The 17,040-nt window shown below is 72.0% G+C and carries 21 protein-coding genes; 9 read left to right on the top strand and 12 right to left on the bottom strand.

What is annotated here, in order from left to right; all coding sequences use genetic code 11:
• Position 1: 1 nt before the first annotated feature.
• Both ACQP2Y_RS08210 and ACQP2Y_RS08205 read right to left on the bottom strand, forming a co-directional pair.
• On the bottom strand, positions 2-316 hold the full coding sequence (locus tag ACQP2Y_RS08210; protein ID WP_360831804.1) for a hypothetical protein: 315 nt from the start codon (positions 314-316) through the stop codon (positions 2-4).
• A gap of 17 nt (positions 317-333) precedes the next feature.
• Positions 334-741, bottom strand: coding sequence for a RidA family protein (locus ACQP2Y_RS08205; protein WP_433726029.1), 408 nt, complete (start codon positions 739-741; stop codon positions 334-336).
• Positions 742-818: 77 nt separating this feature from the next.
• Between ACQP2Y_RS08205 and ACQP2Y_RS08200 the strand changes: the two genes are divergently transcribed.
• The 7 genes from ACQP2Y_RS08200 to ACQP2Y_RS08170 are packed head-to-tail and all read left to right on the top strand — an operon-like array spanning position 819 to position 5,368.
• Positions 819-1,433 (top strand): TetR/AcrR family transcriptional regulator, encoded by a 615-nt coding sequence (locus ACQP2Y_RS08200; RefSeq protein WP_433726027.1) that lies wholly within the window; start codon positions 819-821, stop codon positions 1,431-1,433.
• A 48-nt stretch (positions 1,434-1,481) separates the two neighbouring features.
• Positions 1,482-3,194 carry a hypothetical protein gene (locus tag ACQP2Y_RS08195; protein ID WP_433726025.1) on the top strand — a complete coding sequence of 571 codons (1,713 nt, stop codon included), beginning with the start codon at positions 1,482-1,484 and terminating at the stop codon, positions 3,192-3,194.
• Positions 3,187-3,936 carry a hypothetical protein gene (locus ACQP2Y_RS08190; protein ID WP_433726023.1) on the top strand — a complete coding sequence of 250 codons (750 nt, stop codon included), beginning with the start codon at positions 3,187-3,189 and terminating at the stop codon, positions 3,934-3,936. The genes ACQP2Y_RS08195 and ACQP2Y_RS08190 overlap by 8 nt, the downstream gene beginning before the upstream one ends.
• Before the next feature lie 9 nt (positions 3,937-3,945).
• Positions 3,946-4,380, top strand: coding sequence for a hypothetical protein (locus tag ACQP2Y_RS08185; protein WP_433726021.1), 435 nt, complete (start codon positions 3,946-3,948; stop codon positions 4,378-4,380).
• Between the two features lie 21 nt (positions 4,381-4,401).
• Positions 4,402-4,698, top strand: coding sequence for an MTH1187 family thiamine-binding protein (locus ACQP2Y_RS08180; protein WP_360548802.1), 297 nt, complete (start codon positions 4,402-4,404; stop codon positions 4,696-4,698).
• On the top strand, positions 4,695-4,961 hold the full coding sequence (locus tag ACQP2Y_RS08175) for a hypothetical protein (protein ID WP_433726019.1): 267 nt from the start codon (positions 4,695-4,697) through the stop codon (positions 4,959-4,961). Before ACQP2Y_RS08180 ends, ACQP2Y_RS08175 begins: the two co-directional genes overlap by 4 nt.
• Positions 4,919-5,368: an HAD family hydrolase gene (locus tag ACQP2Y_RS08170; protein ID WP_433726017.1), complete on the top strand. Its 450-nt coding sequence runs from the start codon at positions 4,919-4,921 to the stop codon at positions 5,366-5,368. The genes ACQP2Y_RS08175 and ACQP2Y_RS08170 overlap by 43 nt, the downstream gene beginning before the upstream one ends.
• A gap of 61 nt (positions 5,369-5,429) precedes the next feature.
• Here the strand turns inward: ACQP2Y_RS08170 and ACQP2Y_RS08165 are convergent, their stop codons facing one another.
• The 3 genes from ACQP2Y_RS08165 to recO are packed head-to-tail and all read right to left on the bottom strand — an operon-like array spanning position 5,430 to position 7,554.
• Entirely contained in the window at positions 5,430-6,005 is a 576-nt protein-coding gene (locus tag ACQP2Y_RS08165) for a histidine phosphatase family protein (RefSeq protein ID WP_433726015.1), read from the bottom strand.
• Complete coding sequence (locus ACQP2Y_RS08160) at positions 6,002-6,781, bottom strand: isoprenyl transferase (RefSeq protein WP_433726013.1); 780 nt, start codon at positions 6,779-6,781, stop codon at positions 6,002-6,004. Before ACQP2Y_RS08160 ends, ACQP2Y_RS08165 begins: the two co-directional genes overlap by 4 nt.
• Positions 6,778-7,554, bottom strand: a complete 777-nt coding sequence (gene recO, locus ACQP2Y_RS08155) for a DNA repair protein RecO (protein ID WP_433726011.1) — start codon at positions 7,552-7,554, stop codon at positions 6,778-6,780. Before recO ends, ACQP2Y_RS08160 begins: the two co-directional genes overlap by 4 nt.
• A gap of 119 nt (positions 7,555-7,673) precedes the next feature.
• Between recO and ACQP2Y_RS08150 the strand changes: the two genes are divergently transcribed.
• Positions 7,674-8,477: a DUF4097 family beta strand repeat-containing protein gene (locus ACQP2Y_RS08150; protein WP_433726009.1), complete on the top strand. Its 804-nt coding sequence runs from the start codon at positions 7,674-7,676 to the stop codon at positions 8,475-8,477.
• On the opposite strand, the gene ACQP2Y_RS08145 is transcribed toward ACQP2Y_RS08150, so the two are convergent.
• Complete coding sequence (locus ACQP2Y_RS08145; protein WP_433726007.1) at positions 8,474-9,706, bottom strand: MFS transporter; 1,233 nt, start codon at positions 9,704-9,706, stop codon at positions 8,474-8,476. The two genes, ACQP2Y_RS08150 and ACQP2Y_RS08145, sit on opposite strands and share 4 nt — an antisense overlap.
• Positions 9,707-9,812: 106 nt before the next feature.
• On the opposite strand from ACQP2Y_RS08145, the gene ACQP2Y_RS08140 reads away from it, so the two are divergent.
• Positions 9,813-10,298 carry a hypothetical protein gene (locus tag ACQP2Y_RS08140; RefSeq protein ID WP_433726005.1) on the top strand — a complete coding sequence of 162 codons (486 nt, stop codon included), beginning with the start codon at positions 9,813-9,815 and terminating at the stop codon, positions 10,296-10,298.
• Positions 10,299-10,313: 15 nt separating this feature from the next.
• Here ACQP2Y_RS08140 and ACQP2Y_RS08135 read toward each other — a convergent pair whose 3' ends face one another.
• The 6 genes from ACQP2Y_RS08135 to ACQP2Y_RS08110 all read right to left on the bottom strand — a co-directional run bounded on the left by ACQP2Y_RS08135 (position 10,314) and on the right by ACQP2Y_RS08110 (position 16,995).
• On the bottom strand, positions 10,314-11,363 hold the full coding sequence (locus ACQP2Y_RS08135; RefSeq protein ID WP_433726003.1) for an acyltransferase family protein: 1,050 nt from the start codon (positions 11,361-11,363) through the stop codon (positions 10,314-10,316).
• Between the two features lie 77 nt (positions 11,364-11,440).
• A complete protein-coding gene (era, locus tag ACQP2Y_RS08130) occupies positions 11,441-12,334 on the bottom strand; it encodes a GTPase Era (RefSeq protein WP_433731825.1) in 894 nt (297 codons plus the stop codon).
• 1,361 nt (positions 12,335-13,695) lie between these two features.
• On the bottom strand, positions 13,696-14,079 hold the full coding sequence (locus ACQP2Y_RS08125) for a cytidine deaminase (protein ID WP_433726001.1): 384 nt from the start codon (positions 14,077-14,079) through the stop codon (positions 13,696-13,698).
• Entirely contained in the window at positions 14,072-15,439 is a 1,368-nt protein-coding gene (locus tag ACQP2Y_RS08120; protein WP_433725999.1) for a hemolysin family protein, read from the bottom strand. Before ACQP2Y_RS08120 ends, ACQP2Y_RS08125 begins: the two co-directional genes overlap by 8 nt.
• Before the next feature lie 5 nt (positions 15,440-15,444).
• The gene (gene ybeY, locus ACQP2Y_RS08115) at positions 15,445-15,915 is read right to left on the bottom strand and encodes an rRNA maturation RNase YbeY (RefSeq protein ID WP_212989908.1); all 471 of its coding nucleotides are present in this window, start codon (positions 15,913-15,915) and stop codon (positions 15,445-15,447) included.
• 18 nt (positions 15,916-15,933) lie between these two features.
• Positions 15,934-16,995, bottom strand: a complete 1,062-nt coding sequence (locus tag ACQP2Y_RS08110) for a PhoH family protein (RefSeq protein ID WP_433725997.1) — start codon at positions 16,993-16,995, stop codon at positions 15,934-15,936.
• Positions 16,996-17,040: the final 45 nt, after the last annotated feature.

Raw genomic sequence — 17,040 nt, 5'->3', positions numbered from 1 at the left:
CTCAGCTTCGCGACGCCCGCTCGACGAGTGCGTGCCGCGGCGTCCGCGGATCGATCGTGTGGTGGAAGGCGCGCATGCCGCTGCTCAGCACGACCCCACCGGCGGGCACGCCGTCGATCCACCAGTGCGGCTGCGGCAGCGGCTGCCGGCACGTCTCGCACCACCAGCGCCACGTCGCCTGGCGCCGGGCCGGCCACTCCCGGTGGATCAGCAGCCGCAGGTCGGGAACGCTGTCCGGCGCCCAGCGCATCGCGTCGTCGCTCAGCGAGACGTCACGGAGCACGTGGTCGATCAGGTCCAGCACATCGCGGCGCATGCCACCATGGTCCCACCTCAGCCGAGGATCGCGGTCGCCTCGACCTCGACCAGCACGTCCGGCTCGGCCAGCGCGGCGACGCCGATCCCGGTGAGCGGCGCCATCGGGGTGACGCCCAGCTTCGCGGCGGCCCGGGCGACGCCCTCGACGAACAGCGGCATCTTGTCGGGCGTCCAGTCGACGAGGTAGACGGTCAGCTTGACCACGTCGTCGAAGGAGCCACCGACCTCGGCCAGCGCCGTGCCGATGTTGAGGTAGCACTGCTCGACCTGAGCGGCGAAGTCGCCCTCGCCGACGTGGCCGCCGTCGGCATCGCGGGCGATCTGCCCGGCGATGAACACCATCCTCGACCCGGTGCCGATCGACACCTGCCGGTAGATGTCGACCTTGGGCAGTCCTTCGGGGTTCACCAGTGTGACGGCCATGCTGCCTCCATGTCTCCGGGAGCCGGTGGGCTCGACTGCCGAAACTATAGCAGTGCAATGCTATGTATCCTGAGGCCATGGCGAGGACGAAGGACCCGGCAGTCCGCACCCTGCTCCTCGAACGCGCCGGGCACATGCTGCGCACCCGCGAGCCGATCACCCTGCGCTCCCTGGTGGCCGGGACCGGGGTTTCGACCATGGCGGTCTACACCTGGTTCGGCGGCATGGACGGCATGTGGAAGGCGCTGCGGCAGGAGGGCTTCACCCGGCTGGCGGACCGGCTGGCCGCGGTGACCATGTCCGCCGATCCGGTACGGGACCTGACCGCGCTGGTCGCGGCGTACCTCGGCAACGCCCTCGACCATCCGGACCTGTACCGGGTCATGTTCGATGCGACCTACGAGCTGGAGGACGCCGAGGCTGCCGACCAGACGCTGGAGTACCTGGTCCAGGCGGCCAGCCGGGGCCGAGAGGCCGGCCGTTTCCGAGCCGCTACCGTGCCGCTGGAACTGGCGATCCAGAGCTGGGTGATCGGCCACGGTCTGGTCTCCCTGGTCACCCCCGGTCCCCTGCCGCGCGAGACGCTCGCTCACGGCGTACCCATGTTGACCGCTCTGTTCGTCGGCACCGGCGACGAGCCGGAGCGATGCCGCCGGTCGGTGCAGCGCGGCTGGAAGGCCGTGGCCGGCTGACACGTTGAGGGGAGTCGCGGCCGCGCCGGCAGCCGCTAGATTGCTGCCATGTCGCTGCACGACGACCTGCGCAGTGCCGAGGACATGGTCCGGTTGCGAGCGGCCGAGCGGGCTGCCCGCGATGGCTCCGCCGAGCTGATCGGCACCCTGCTGGACATGGCGCTGCACGATCTCGGCGAGGTGCAGGTCGCCGGCGGCATGGCCGAGGCGTACCGGGAGGTCGGCAGCACCGCGGCCCACGCGCTGAAGCAGATTCTGAGCCGGCAGGACGGCCTCGACGAACGTATCCGCGAGGTGGCGCTCGACCTGGCGGAGGACGACGACCGCATCGCCAAGCTGCTGTATCACCTCGGCTCCCGCTGCGAACCCGTGCGGGAGGAACTGGCTGCGAGCGGCGAGGCCCGGCTGCGGATGCGCGGGCTCAAGGCGGTGCTGTCGCTGCACCGTACGCGGGAACTCACCCTGCGTTTTCTCGCCGACCCGGCGCCGGAGCTGCGCATCGAGGCGATCGAGGGCGCCAAGGGCGCCACCCTGGCCGAGCTGGAACGGATGCTGACCGATCCGGTCCCGCAGGTGCGGCGCGCGGCAGCGAGACATCTGCGGTACGCCACCCAGAGCGAGGCCTACGTGACCGCCGCGCGCACCGAGACCGTGCCGGAGGTCCGCGAGGCGTTCCTGCCCGGGCTGATCCACCGCCGGCACACCGAGTCCACCCGGCCCACGCTGGTGGGATACCTGGCCGACGGCGGGTACGGGCAGCGCACAGTCGCCGATGCCCTGACGCAGACCGACGATCCCGGGGTGGCGGCGGCGATCGCCTCGCGGATCCTGATCCACCCCGACGAGCGGTGGCTGGCCGAGCTGGTCGGCCACGAGCGGCTGCTCACGTACGTCCCCGAGCTGCGCGGCCTGCTGGCGCAGCTGCACCGGCACACGCCGTACGGGTGGCTGCGCCGGCAGCTGGCCACAGCGCTGCAAGCAGATCCGGTGCCGATCCCCGCGGCCGACCCGGCGGACGGCCTGGATGCTGTGCAGCAGGCCCGGCTGCTCCGCGAGGTCCTGCGCTGGGCTGTGATCGCGCTGGGGCAGGAACCGCTCGATGCGCAGGACCCGTTGGCCGCCCTGCGGGTGACCGAACTGGACTGGTCCGGCAGCGGCGTGGTCGCGGACTTGCTGCAAGCCGCCGCCGCCGGTGATGTCCGACAAGCCATGGCGGCGGGAGTGCGGGCCGCCGAGGAGGCCGCCCGCCACGACCCGGCCCCCGGCTGGCAGCGTCTCGGGCCGGACGCCGGGGTGAGCCGGGCGGCCGAACTGACCCGGCTGGCCCACCTCTGCACGGCCCGGCAGCTCCGCGCCGGCGTCGACCCGCTGCCGCCCGGCCCGCTGAGCCCGATGCTCCTGCACGGCCCGGACGCGCTGCGGGTGGGCACGCACCACCAGAGCCCGTCCCCGGCGCTGGAGCTGCGCCGGCCGTACCCGATGCGGTCCAGCTCTTTGCCGTTGTCGGCCGTCCTCCAGGCGCGATGTCCGGGCTGCGGCACGCCGGTGCGCACCGAGGGCCCGGTGAAGTGGCTCTATCACGACGACGACCGGACAGCGGAGTCCGAGGACGGCTTCGCCGGCACGCTGACCGGCGCCTGCCCGGAGAGCGGGGGCGAGGTGCGGGCAGAGGTACGGATCACGCTGACCCGTAGCCGCGGCGACGAGTCCCGGGAGCTGACCTGGGACGCCGTCGACGTGACCGGTGAACGTCATGGGTAGGCAGAGGGGGCCTGCGTTCCTGCTCGGGGCCGCTGCCGGGAACCAGTTGGTGAACCTGTCGGGCGCGGCCGTCCCGTACCGGTGGTTGACGGTTGTCCTGCTGGTAGCCGCGATCGGCCGCGTCGTCCCGGCTCTGGTCGCTCTGGCCGTGGTCGCGGCGGCCGCGGCGCTGCACCCGGCGTGGCAGATCCCGGCGGGCGTCGCTGCCGCGGCACTGATCATCGCCGCGGTGGGCTGGCTGGCCTTCCGGACGGACGCGGGCGGGCTGTTACCCGGCGTCGCGGCTCTGGGCATCGGAGTGGCGCTGCTGCGGGCCGGTGTCGCGGCCGGGCAGGACGGTGCGGTGCTGGCCGGCGTGTCGATCGCCGGCATCGGGGTGGCCGTCCTCGCCTGCGGGGTCGCCATGCTGCGGGCCGACTCCCTGCTGCTGGCCGTGGCCGTGCTGGGCTGGGGTGCGGCCGCCCTCGTCGGTGGATTCGCGGTCCTGGGCACCCACAGCGCGGCGGGGATCACGGCGATCGTGGGCGGCGGGCTGGCCCTCGTCGTCGGCGGCCTCGCGTTCGGGCGCGACTACGCGCTGTTCGGCGCGGCGGCGATCGGTGACGCGGGCGCACTCGCGGGCCTGGGCGTGTGGGCGTTGCGAACCGGGGAGACGACGGCCGGCGTGACGGCGTTCGTCGCGGTGGCGGCCGCCCTGAGCATGGGAATCGCGGCGCTGAGCAGCCGCTGGACGGGGGCCTAAGCTCTGCCCATGGCAGCTCGCCGGTACGGGTACAGCGTCGGCAACGAGAGCGACCCCGGCGACCCCTGGGGCCGCAGCGAGTTGAGCATCGAACCGGACGGCCGGGTGTCGCTGCGCCACCACTTCCCGGGGCCGCTCGCCACCCGGGGCTGGACGGGCCGGGTCGAGGCGGCGGCGTTGGAGGCGTTGCGGGGTGCGCTGGAGGAGGCCGGGTTTCCGGACGGGCCGAGCGCGCCGCCGGTCGCGGGGTCCGGATTGCGTCGGCTGACGGTGGGGACGGCTTATGTTGCTCTGCCCTGGCACCTGCCTGCGGCCCAAGCCGCGTACGCGAAGGCATTCGACCTCCTCGACGGCGTGATCCACGAACTCACCGCCGGAGCGGTGGCCTACCCGACCACGCACACCGGACTCGTCTCGGACATCACGCCGGCCGGGGAATCTTGATCTTGATCTAGATTGGGGACCATGCTGGTTGCCTTTTCTGTCACGCCGCTCGGCGTGGGTGATTCCGTCGGTGATCTGGTCGCCGAGGCCGTACGCGTGGTCCGTGCCTCCGGGCTGCCCAACCGCACCGATGCCATGTTCACCACCGTCGAGGGCGAGTGGGACGAGGTCATGGCCGTCATCAAGCAGGCTGTCGACGCCGTCGCCGCGCATGCGCCGCGGGTCACCGTTTCCCTGAAGGCCGACATCAGGCCCGGGGTCGCCGACGCGTTGCACGGCAAGGTGGAGCACATCGAGCGGCGGCTGGCCGAGCAGTGAAACGCCTGATCATGTGGGACATCGACTACACGCTGCTGCGCGGCGGCGGGGTGGCCGCGCGGGCCTGGAAGGCCGCCTTCACCGAGCTCACCGGGGTGGCGTGGCGGGCCACGCCGAACTTCGGCGGGCGGACCGACCTGGACATCTGCGCCGAGGTCTTCGCCACCCACGGGGTCACGACTGCACGCCGGAGCGGTTCTTCGCCCGCTACGTCGAGGAGGTGCACGTCTCGCGGCACGAGTTCGCCGAGCAGGGCGCGCTGATGCCGGGGGTGCGTGCCGTGCTCGACGAGCTGGGCAGCCGGCCCGACGTGGTGCAGACGCTGGTCACCGGCAACGTGCCGCAGGTCGCGGCGGCGAAGATCGCGGCGTTCGCGCTGACCGGGGCCTTCGACGCGGAGATCGGCGGCTACGGCACCGACGACAGCGTCCGGGCGACGCTGGTGCGGCGCTGCCTGGAACGGGCCGAGGCCAAGTACGGCGAGCGCTTCCGGCCGGTGGTCATCGGCGACACGGCCAACGACGTGTCGGCGGCACTGGCCAACGACGCGCTCGCCGTGGGGGTCGCGACCGGCTCCACCAGCATGGCCGAGCTGGTGCTGGCCGGCGCCCACGCCGTGCTGCCCGACCTGTCCGACGTGGACGCAGCGGTCGCCGTCATCACCGCCTGACGCGCCGGCCCGGCCGCCGCGAAAGGGCGGCCCGGCGCGGCCCAGGGCCAAAAGCCCGGCGCTACCGCACCCGGAGGTGGGGTGGGAAGCCGGTCCAGCGCAGCTCCGGCGGCAGATGCGCCATGTCGTTGTGCAGCATCAACGCCGGCGGCCGGTCCCCGCTGTAACGGATCACCGTCAGCGCCGCGTTGCCCGTGTTCAGGCCCATCCACCGCTCCGGCGGTGCCCCCAGCGCGTCCCGCACGAACCACGCGATCAGGAAGCTGTGCGTGATCACCAGCTCGTAAGTCTCCTGCTCGGCCGGCACCGCGAACCGCGCCAGCGCCTGCTCCGCCAGCTTCGGACCGTCCCGCAGCTCGGCGTCACTCCAGCCCTCGGTCAGCATCGCGTACGGGGCCGGCACGTCAGCCGGCACCCACGGCGGGTAGTCGCCCACGACCTCCGACGGTTGCGCCTGCGGCCAGGCGGCGGCCGTCTCGACCGCGCGGGGCAGCGGGCTGTGGGTGACCGAGGCGAACGGCACGTCGGCCAGCCGGGCGCCCAGCAGCTCGGCCTGGCGGCGGCCCAGGTCGCTGAGGCCGGCGTCCTCGCTGACGGCGTCGCCGTGGCGGGCCAGGTAGAGGAAGCGGTGGCTCACTGCGGGGCGACGGGGTTGGGGATCGCGCCGCCGAAGCGGCGGTCGCGCTGGGCGTAGAGCTCGCAGGCATACCACAGGTGGCGGCGGTCGAAGTCCGGCCAGAGGGTGTCCAGGAAGACCAGCTCCGCGTACGCCGACTGCCAGAGCAGGAAGTTCGACGTGCGTTCCTCCCCGGACGGGCGCAGGAACATGTCCACGTCCGGGATCTCCGGGTGGTACAGGTACTTCCGCAGGGTCTTCTCGTTGACCTTGTCGGCCTTGAGCTTGCCCGCCGCCACGTCCCGGGCGATCGCCGCCGCCGCGTCCGCGATCTCCGCGTGGCCGCCGTAGTTGACGCAGAACTGCAGGGTGAGGGTCTTGTTGTCCTTCGACATCTCCTCCGCGGTCTGCAGCTCGGAGATCACGCTCTTCCACAGCCGGCCCGGCCGCCCGGACCACACCACCCGCACCCCCAGCTCCACGAGCTGGTCGCGGCGGCGCCGGATGACGTCGCGGTTGAAGCCCATCAGGAAGCGGACCTCTTCCGGCGAGCGCTTCCAGTTCTCCGTGGAGAAGGCGTACGCCGACAGGTACGGGATGCCGAGCTCGATCGCACCCTCGATGGTGTCGAAGAGCGAATGCTCCCCCTGCTCGTGACCCTTGGTGCGGGACAGGCCGCGCTCCTTGGCCCAGCGGCCGTTGCCGTCCATGACCACCGCCACGTGCTTCGGCACCGCCGCCGCGGGCAGGGCAGGCGGCCGGGCGCCGGAGCTGTGCGGTGTGGGCGGACGTGTCACGAAGTGCTCTCCCGTCGGTCGACCAGTGGCAGCGCGCGCAGGTTGCGCTCCATGTGCCACTGCAGGTGTGCTGCCACCAGCCCGCTGCACTCACGGCGTACGGGTTGCTCGGTGGCGTCGGCGAGCTGCCAGTCACCGCTGGTCAGGGCCTGCATCAGGGCGACCGTCGCCGGGGCCGGATGGGCCGCGCCGGGCGGCCGGCAGTCGGGGCAGACCGCGCCGCCGGCCGGCACCGAGAAGGCGCCGTGCTGCCCCGGGCTGCCGCAGACCGCGCACTCGCCGAGGGCGGGCGCCCAGCCGGCGAAGGACATGCCGCGCAGCAGGTAGGCGTCCAGGACCAGGCTGCTGGCGTGCTCCCCCGCCGCTAGGGCCTTGAACGCGCCGAGGGTGAGCTGGAACAGCCGCAGGGCCGGCTCACGCTCGACCGGGGAGAGCCGCTCGGCGGTCTCGGCGATGGCGCTGGCCGCGGTGTAGCGGGGGTAGTCGGTGAGGAACCTCTTCCCGTACAGCATCAGGGCCTCGACCTGGCTGACCGAGTGCAGGCTGCTGCCGACGCCCTCGGGCGAGCCGGCGAGCTGCAGGTCGATGTGGCCGAACGGCTCCAGCCGGGCGCCGAACTTGGAGCTGGTGCGGCGCACCCCGCGGGCGACCGCGCGCAGCCGCCCGTGCCGGCGGGTCAGCAGGGTGATGATCCGGTCGCTCTCGCCCAGTTTCTGCACGCGCAGGACCACCGCGTCGTCGCGGTAGAGATGGCGTCGGTATCCGGCGGGCACGGGGTCATTCTGCCTCCTGGGTACGACAGACCCTGACCCGGATCTCAGGGTCTTCTCGGGGCCGCCTCAGTGGGAGGACTGATGGTGCCCGGGGGCCGGCGCCGCCTAGCGTCACAGGCATGACCCCGACTCTCGCCCGGCGCGCCGGCGCCGTCACCCTGATCGCCGCGACCGCGGCCGCCCTGGCCGGCTGCGGCGGAGGGATCGGCGCCCGGCTGACCTACGACGACACCGAGAAGGTGAAGGTCTCCGAGATCGTCCTGACGGGCGGCAGCGGGGACGTCACCGTGACCACGGCGGCGATCGCCGACACCCGGATCAAGCGCATCGTGCGCAGCGACGGCTCCGACGACCCGCAGGGCTCGTACCAGCTGTCCGGCACGGTGCTGACCCTGGACACCAACTGCGGGCCGAACTGCCAGGTCTCGTACGAGATCCAGGCCCCGACCGGGGTGGCCGTACGCGGCAAGCTCGGCTCCGGCGACCTCACGCTCAGCGACATCGGCTCGGCCGACGTCACGGTGGGCTCCGGCGGCGCCGCCATCGACCGGGCGAGCGGCACGGTGTCACTGAAGGCCGGCTCGGGCGACATCCTGGCCAACGACCTGCTGGGCGAGACGACGCTGGTCACCGGCTCGGGCGACGTCGAGGCCCACGGCCTCGGCGGCGGCAAGGCGGTCCGGGCCCAGACCGGCTCCGGCGACGTCACGGTCGAGGTCACGAAGGTGGCCTCGGTGACCGCGCGCACCGGCAGCGGCAACATCGAGCTCATGGTGCCGGACGGTGCCTACCAGGTGAAGACGCGCACCGGCTCGGGCGACGCGGAACTGCTCGGGATCGTCAACGACGCGACGGCCAAGAACGTCATCGAGGTGCAGACCGGCAGCGGGGACGCGACCATCACCGCCATCCCGGGCAGCTAAGGAACGTCGGCCGGGTGCCGCTCGCGCCGCGACAGCCAGACGAACGGCAGCGCGAGCGCGGCGACACCCGCCGAGATCACGTACGAGGCCGGGTAGCCCCAGACGTCGGCGGCCCGGCCCAGCGCGGGCTGGGCCACGACCCCGCCGGTCGAGGCCATCAGCGAATCGAAGGACAGGATGGTCGCGCGCTGCTGCGACGGGATCATGCCGTTCAGGTACGCCTGCCGTACGGGCTGCCCCGCCGCCGACAGCAGCCCCCAGGCGACCACCAGGGCCAGCACCACCCAGAAGTTCGGGATCAGGGCGATCAGCAGCACCGCGAGCACGCTCAGGCCCAGGGTGACGAGCAGCATCGAGGTGCGCCGCGCGAAGACCCGCCGCAGCGCCGGCGCGACCAGCCCACCGACGATCTGCGCGGCGGCCAGCAACGCGGCGGAGAGACCGACGATCCCGTACGCGGTCTCGTCACCCCACAGCTCCAGCAGGTACGGCTGCAACGCGTAGTGCACGTAGATCATCGCGCCGCCGGTGCAGGGCGCGGCCAGCATGAGCCAGCGCACCGGGCGGACCCGCAGGCCGTACTCCACGGACTGGGCGGCGATCCGGCGTACCTCGGTGCGGTAGCCCCCGCCGCGGTCCGGGGTGAAGCCGAGGTCGTGCATCAGCAGCGCGGCCACCACCAGCATCACCACGAGCACGGCCGCCCGCAGCAGGTACGGCGCACCGAGCCCGGCGACCTGGGCGAGGTATCCGCCGCCACCCGCGCCGACGAGCATCCCGATGCCCATGAAGACCTGCCCGCGGGCGAAGACCCGGTCCAGGCTGCCGGTGTAGCCGGTGGCGGCCAGCGCGTCGACCAGCCAGGCCTCGGTGGCGCCGGAGAAGAACGTGAACCCCAGCCCGATCAGCGCCGACGACACCGCCCAGGCCCAGAACGGCCCGTCGATGCGCCACAGCCAGACGTAGAGCACGGTGGTCGCCGCCAGCGTCACCGTGCCGAGCAGGTACGACGCCCGGCGCCCCCAGGAGTCGGCGACGATGCCGGTGGGCACCTCGAACAGCACCATGCCGGCGGTGAAGAACGCGTTCGCGGCGAATGCCTGGAAGTTGGTCAGCCCGGCGTCCAGCAGGAACAGCGTGTTGACGCCCCAGATGAGCGAGGCCGCCAGGGTGTTGCCGAGACCGAGCACGTAGTACGTCCGGCGGACGTGCGCGGCGGTGATGGTCATGTATGCACGGTCTCACCGTGGACGGTGGCACGAAGGCAGGAGCACGTCGGACGCGCCGATCAATAGGGTTCTCGACATCGAGCAAGTCACACGGGGAGCAAGTCACATGTCCACACGTTCTGGTTCATTCGTCGCCCTTGGCAGTCTGTTGATCGTGGGCCTCGCCGCCTGTGACAGCACCGGCACTGAGAACACCGCTGCCAAGGCTCCGGCCGCGGCATCGTCGGCACCGGCCGTCAGCGCCACCGAAACGGCGCCCGCCACCCAGAAGCCGACCGACAAGGCCGGCGAGGAGGGCAAGGGCGGCTCGGCGAGCTGCCCGGTGACCACCGCGACCCTGCTGGCGGCGATCAAGAAAGAGCACCCGGACTGGGGCAAGCAGGAGCTGACCGACATCACCTGCCACAAGGACTACGCCATCTCCACCCGGCGCGCTGTCGACCCTCAGGGCGACACCGAGGTCGAGACCTTCCGCTACACCGACGGAGCGTGGCGCACCTTCGTGGGCGGCAGCGACGGATACTGCAAGGGCGTGCCCGAGGACGTCACCAAGTACTTCCGCGCCCACGGTCGCGAGGGTTGCCAGAGCTGACCGGAGCAAACCGGCTCAGGAGCGCACGGTCTCGGCGAGCTGCCCGACAGCGGGCGACACCGGCGCCACGGCCGGCCGGCGTGGACGGCCGCCGGGCAGCAGCACGGGCCGGCGTCCGGCGGCGAAGTCCTCGATCCAGCCGAAGAGCGCGACGGCGAGCCCGACCAGCGCGACGATCACCACGAGCCGCCACCCGATCCCGGTCGCGCCGCGCACCGGCAGGCCGTGCGTCTCCCCGATGCGGGTCACCGCCACGATGATCGGCACGTGCCAGAGGTAGATCGTCAGGGCCCGCGCGTTGAGCACGGTGACCAGCCGGGACGCCCGGGTCGCGGTGACGGCCGGGGCCAGGCCGAGCGCGACGAGGATGAACGCCGCGGACCAGAGCGCGTTGCCGAGCGGGATGTCGTTGAGGTCGTACCCCCGGGGTCCGGGATGGGTGAGCACCCAGCCGGCGCCGGCCGTCGCCAGCAGCACCGCGAAGCCGGCCAGCCGGCGCCGCGCGAGCCGGCGCAGCATCCCGTCGTGGTGGGCGAAGCCGAGCAGCCAAGCGCCGCCGTAGAGGGCCATGTCGCGCACGATCGGGTGCGGGGTGAGGCCGAGCAGGGTGATGACCGCCAGGGCGGTGTAGGGCGTCGCCAGGGACAGTTTCGGGAAGCGGCGGAAGACCGGCAGGGCGAGCGGTGAGAGCAGCACGAACCAGAGGAAGTCCCGCAGGTACCAGGTGGCGCTCAGGGCCATCGAGCCCCAGCCGTTGGCCGGCGGGTCCTGCACCGGAAACGCCCAGTACAGGATCTTCCAGTCCCAGGCGAGGCCGGTGAGCAGCATGGCCGGCACGGCGATCGCGGACATCGCCCACAGCGACGGCAGCAGGCGGCGCAGCCGGCGCTCGACGGCGAGCGGCCCGGACCGGTCGAGCGAGGCCGCCATCAGCGAGCCGGCCAGCGCGAACATCACCGACATGGCGGGGAACGCGATGGTCAGGGCGACCCAGCCGGTGGAGTGGTAGACCACCACCCGGACGATGGCGATGGCACGCAACAGGTCCAGGTACCGATTCCGCATGACGTAAAGGGCTATCTAAATAAGCCCCCACAAAGCAAACCGAAACCGGCATCCGGTGATAAGACCCACAAAAGCGATTAAAAACCGAGTCGACGAAGCTGCTTGGGGTCGCGCTGCCATTCCTTGGCGATCCGCACGTGCAGATCCAAATAGATCTTGCGGCCCAGCAACTGTTCGATCTCGGCGCGCGCCTTGGTGCCGACATTCTTGAGCCGGGCGCCCCCGGTGCCGATCACGATCGACTTCTGGCTGTCCCGCTCGACGTACAGGTTCGCGTAGATCTTCATCGACCGGCCCTCGACCACCATCTCCTCGACCAGCACGGCGATCGAGTGCGGCAGCTCCTCCCGGACGCCCTCGAGCGCGGCCTCGCGGATCAGCTCCCCGATGAGCACCTGCTCGGGCTCCTCGGTCAGCACGTCGTCCGGATACAGCGGCGGCGACTCCGGCAGCTGCTTGACGATCACGTCGACCAGGGTCTCCACCTGGTGGCCGGAAACGGCGCTGACCGGCACGATGTCGGCGAAGTCGTAGAGCTTGCTGACATCCATCAGCCGCTGCGCCAGCGTCGCCGGATCGACCAGGTCGACCTTGGTGACCACGGCGATGACGGTGGCCTTGAGCTCGGCCATCTCGGCCGAGATGAACCGGTCACCGGCGCCGACCGGCTCGTCCGCCGGGAAGCAGATGCCGATCACGTCGACCTCGCTCCAGGTCTCGCGGACCAGGTCGTTGAGGCGCTCACCGAGCAGCGTCCGGGGCCGGTGCAGGCCGGGGGTGTCGACCAGCACGAGCTGGGCGTGCTCCTGGTGCAGGATGCCGCGGATGATGTGCCGGGTGGTCTGCGGTTTGTTGGACGTGATGGCGATCTTCTGACCGATGATTGCATTGGTCAGCGTGGATTTACCCGCATTGGGCCTGCCAACAAAACAGGCAAACCCGGCACGGTAGACATCATCCGCGACCTTGATCTCCCGGCTGGCCGCCTTGTGCCGATGCTTCTTTCTTCCCGTACGGGCATCAGCCGCGCCGCCGGAAGCCCGTGGCCCCGGGCTCAGGTCGCCTGACTCAGTCGCGCCGTCCGCACCAACGCCCGCCCCGGCGGCGGCCGGCACGGAAGCACTGGCACTGTCGCGCTCAGCGGGAGTTTTCGCCCCACGGACGTTCTCGCCGCTCGTGGTGTTGCGCTTCGCTGCGCCTCCGGCTTCGCTGCGCTTCGCGCCCGCGGCTCCGCCGCTCCCCGCTGCGCCTCGCTTCTTGGCTCCGCCCACGGCTTCGCCTTGCCGTGCACCGCTCGCGGCTCCGCCGCTTCCAGCGGCACCTCGCTTCGCACTACCCGCAGCTCCGCCGCTCACCGCAGCGCCACGCTTCGCGCTACCCGCGGCTTCGCCGCTACCCGCCGCGCCACGCTTCGCACTACCCGCCGCTTCGCCGCTACCCGCCGCGCCACGCTTCGCACTACCCGCTGCTCCGCCGCTCACCGCGGCGCCACCCGCGGCCGCAGCCGCACCACCAGCGGCTTCACCGCGCTTCGCTCCGCCCACGGCTTCGCCTCGCTTCGCAGCCCCGCCGGCCTCACCACGCTTGCCCGCACCGACGCCACGCTTCGCCCCGCCACTCGCCGCACCGCCCTGCTCGCGCCGAGCCGCCCGCCGCTCCTGCCGCCGAAGCTCGTTCCGCTCCCCCGCAGTCAGCTGCCGCTCCTCGGCACCGCCAACGACAGGACGCTCCGCGCCACCGACCTCAGCACCAGCCCGGTTCCCCCGGCCGCCCGCAGCCCGCCGCTCCCCACCGGTGCTCTGCGAACGCCCACCAGCCGCAGCCGCCTGGGAACGCCCGGTCCCCCCGGCCGCAGTCCGCGGACTCCACTTGGGCTTGGAACGCGCCGGCCGAAGCTCCCCGGTCTCACTGACAGCATCCGACCGCGTCGGCAGCACCTGCCGCCCCGCACCGGCACCACCCGCAGGCCTACCAGCGCTTCCCCGCGCTCCCCCAGCGCCGCGGGCGCCACCGCTGCCGCGAGCGCCGGCCGAGCCACGGGCTTCACCATCGCGCCCAGCGACGCTCCCGGAGCGGCCTCCGCCGCCTCCAGCGACTCCGCCGCCTCGAGAACCGCCTGCACCTGCGCCACCACCAGCGCCTCGCGAACCACCGAGGCCACCAGCGCCTCGCGAACCACCGACGCCTCCGGCGCCCTCAGCATCTCCGGCACGAGCCTTCCGCCCGAGACCCCCAGCAGCCGAACCCTCAGCGCCACCGCGGGCCCCCGACGAGCGCCCGGCCTTACCGCGCGCCGCGTCCCCATCCCGACCCGAAGCCTCGCCACCCGTCGTCACGCCGTCACCGTGCCCAGCAGGGCCCCGGTCGGCGACGCCACATGGATCGGGGCGTCCGCCGCCAGATCACGCACAGCCGCGTGCCCGGCGCCGTCCAGCGTCGATGCTTCCGTCACCACCGCCGCCGCCTCGAGCTTGGTCGCGCCGGCTGCCGCCGCGGAGGCCACCGCGAGCTGCAGCGCCGTCACCGCCAGGCTGGGCAGGACGACGGTTGCCGCCGCGTACGTGCGGCCGTCCTGGTCGCGTACCGCTGCTCCTTCGACCGCGCCCACCCGGGCGCGGGCGCCGCGGGCCAGCGTGACCAGCTTGGCGTCCTCGGCGGTGAGCTCGCCCTCGGCGGCGGGGACGGCGGGTCCGGCGGGGCTGGTCTGGTCAGGCATCAGCGTGCTGTCTTTCCTCGGTCTCGGGGATGTTCTCGGTGTCCTCAGCTTCGTCTGAGGCGGTTTCGACCCGGCACACCAGCACCGAGTCGATCCGGTTGCGGCGGCCGGTGGTGCCCTCGGCGATCAGGTGCAGGCCGCCGACGTCGACGGACGCGCCCGGGATCGGCACCCGGCCCAGGGTCTGGGCGAGCAGGCCGCCGACGGTCTCGACCTCGTCGGCCGGCAGCTCGACATGGAAAATCTCGCCGAGGTCCTCGATCGGCAGCCGGGCGGTGACCCGCACCGAGCCGTCGTCGAGGTGTTCCACGGGCGGGCGCTCGACGTCGTACTCGTCGGTGATCTCGCCGACGATCTCCTCGAGGATGTCCTCGATGGTGACCAGGCCGGCCGTGCCGCCGTACTCGTCGACGACGATGACCAGGTGGGTGCGGGCCGCCTGCATCTCCGACAGCAGGTCGTCGACCGGCTTGGACTCCGGCACGAAGGTCGCGCCGCGCATCAGCTCGGCGACCGGCATGGCCGAGGCCGCCGGGTCGCCGTTCTGGGTGCTGCGCACGACGTCCTTGAGGTACAGAACGCCGAGCACGTCGTCGACACTTTCGCCGATCACCGGGATGCGGGAGAAGCCGGAGCGCAGGAAGAGGAACAGCGCCTGCTGCAACGTCTTGGGTGCTTCTATCCACACCATCTCGGTGCGCGGCACCATCACCTCGCGGGCGATGGTGTCACCGAGCGCGAAGACGGAGTGGATCATCTCGCGTTCGCCGTGCTCGACGACGCCGCGCTGCTCGGCCAGGTCGACCAGCTCGCGCAGCTCGACCTGGCTGCCGAACGGGCCCTCGGGGAAGCCCTTGCCGGGCGTGACCGCGTTACCGATCAGGATCAGCAGGGACGCCAGCGGATTCAGCACCCGGCCCAGCCAGCGGACCAGCGGCGCGGCGGCTTTACCCACCGCGTACGCGTGCTGGCGCCCGACCGTACGCGGGGCGACACCGACCACGACGAAGCTGACCAGCGTCATCGCCCCGGCCGTGACCAGCGCGGCCCGCCAGCCGACGCCCCAGCTGTCCACCGCGACGAGCGCGACCAGCGTGGTCGCGGTCAGCTCGCAGAGCAGCCGGAGCAGCAGCAGAAGATTGAGGTGGCGGACGACGTCACCGGCGACGGCTTCCAGGGCGGCGGCACCGCGCTGGCCTTCGCGGGCCATCTCGGCGGCGCGCGCCGAGGAGACCGTGGCCAGCGCCGCGTCGGTCATCGACGCCAGGCCGGCCAGGAAGACCAGGACCGCGGCGTAGATCACCAGTTGCACGTCGGGCAGCCCGCTGGTCGGGCCGGCCGCGAGTAAGAACGGCTCCACGGGGATCAGCCGGCCCGCCGTCCGGAGCGCCAGCTCTGCAGGAGCCGGGCCTGCAACGCGAACATCTCGCGCTCCTCCTCGGGCTCGGCGTGGTCGTAGCCGAGCAGGTGCAGGACCCCGTGCACGGTGAGCAGGTGCAGCTCGTCCGCGGGGGTGTGCCCGGCGACCGCGGCCTGCTTCGCCGCGACCTCGGGGGCCAGCACGATGTCGCCGAGCAGGGCCGGCTCACCCGTGCCGGCCTCGCCGGGACCGTGGTCGACGCTGCCCTCGTCCATGGGGAAGGCGAGCACGTCGGTGGGACCGTCACTGCCCATCCAGCGATGGTTGAGCTCGGTCATGTAGTCGATGTCGACCAGCAGGATCGAGAGCTCGGCGAGGGGGTTGACCCCCATCTCCTCGAGCGCGTGCCGGGCCACCGCCAGGATCGCGTCGGTGTCGACCTCGACTCCCGACTCGTTGGCGATCTCGATGGACATGTAGTGCGTAACCCCTTATCAGCGCCGGCGGTTCGGGCGGCCACCGCTGGCGGCCCGGCCCGGCACGGCATGGACGGACTGCGTGGCCTGTTGTTCCTGCTCGACGTCGTAGCGGCCGTAGGCGTCGACGATCTCGGCGACCAGCCGGTGCCGGACGACGTCGGAGCTGGTGAGCTCGGAGAAGTGCACGTCATCGACGCCCTGCAGGATCTCCCGGACGATACGCAGCCCGCTGGTGGTGCCCCCGGGCAGGTCGACCTGGGTGACGTCACCGGTGACCACGATCTTGGCGCCGAAGCCGAGCCGGGTCAGGAACATCTTCATCTGCTCGGGCGTCGTGTTCTGCGCCTCGTCCAAGATGATGAACGCATCGTTCAAAGTCCTACCCCGCATATAGGCTAGCGGGGCGACCTCGATCGTACCCGCTGCCATCAGGCGGGGGATCGACTCGGGGTCGAGCATGTCGTGCAGCGCGTCGTACAGCGGCCGCAGGTACGGGTCGATCTTTTCGTTGAGCGTGCCGGGCAGGAAGCCCAGCCGCTCGCCCGCCTCGACCGCCGGACGGGTCAGGATGATCCGGTTGACCTGCTTGGCGGTCAGCGCCTGGACGGCCTTGGCCATCGCCAGGTAGGTCTTGCCGGTGCCGGCCGGGCCGATGCCGAAGACGATCGTGTTCTCGTCGATGGCGTCGACGTAGCGCTTCTGCCCGAGCGTCTTGGGGCGGATCGTCTTGCCGCGCCGGGAGAGGATGTTGATGGTCAGCACCTCGGCGGGGCGCTCGGCCGTGTTCTGCTCGAGCATCGCGACGGTGCGGCGGACGGCGTCGACGCTGAGGGTCTCGCCCCTCTCGATCAGCTCGATGAGCTCCGAGAAGAGTCGTTCGGCCGTGGCGTTGTCGGCGGGCACGCCGGTGATGGTGATCTCGTTGCCGCGGACGTGGACGTCGCTGGTGAGGGTCCGCTCGATGTGCCGCAGGATCTCGTCCTTGGCGCCGAGCAGGTTCACCATGATCTTCGGGTCGGAGACCGAGATCCTGGTCTGGGCCCGGGCGGCAGCGTTGCTGGGATCGGTGCCGGTCATAGGGGCGGCCGTGAGGCCTCAGCCACCTGCTCTCATTCTCGTCCC

It is taken from the genome of Actinoplanes sp. CA-051413, from assembly GCF_050955795.1.
In the GTDB taxonomy this organism is placed as follows: domain Bacteria; phylum Actinomycetota; class Actinomycetes; order Mycobacteriales; family Micromonosporaceae; genus Actinoplanes.
The sequence above is the reverse complement of the archived record's forward strand: the minus strand, read 5'-3'. Positions and strand labels throughout refer to the sequence as shown.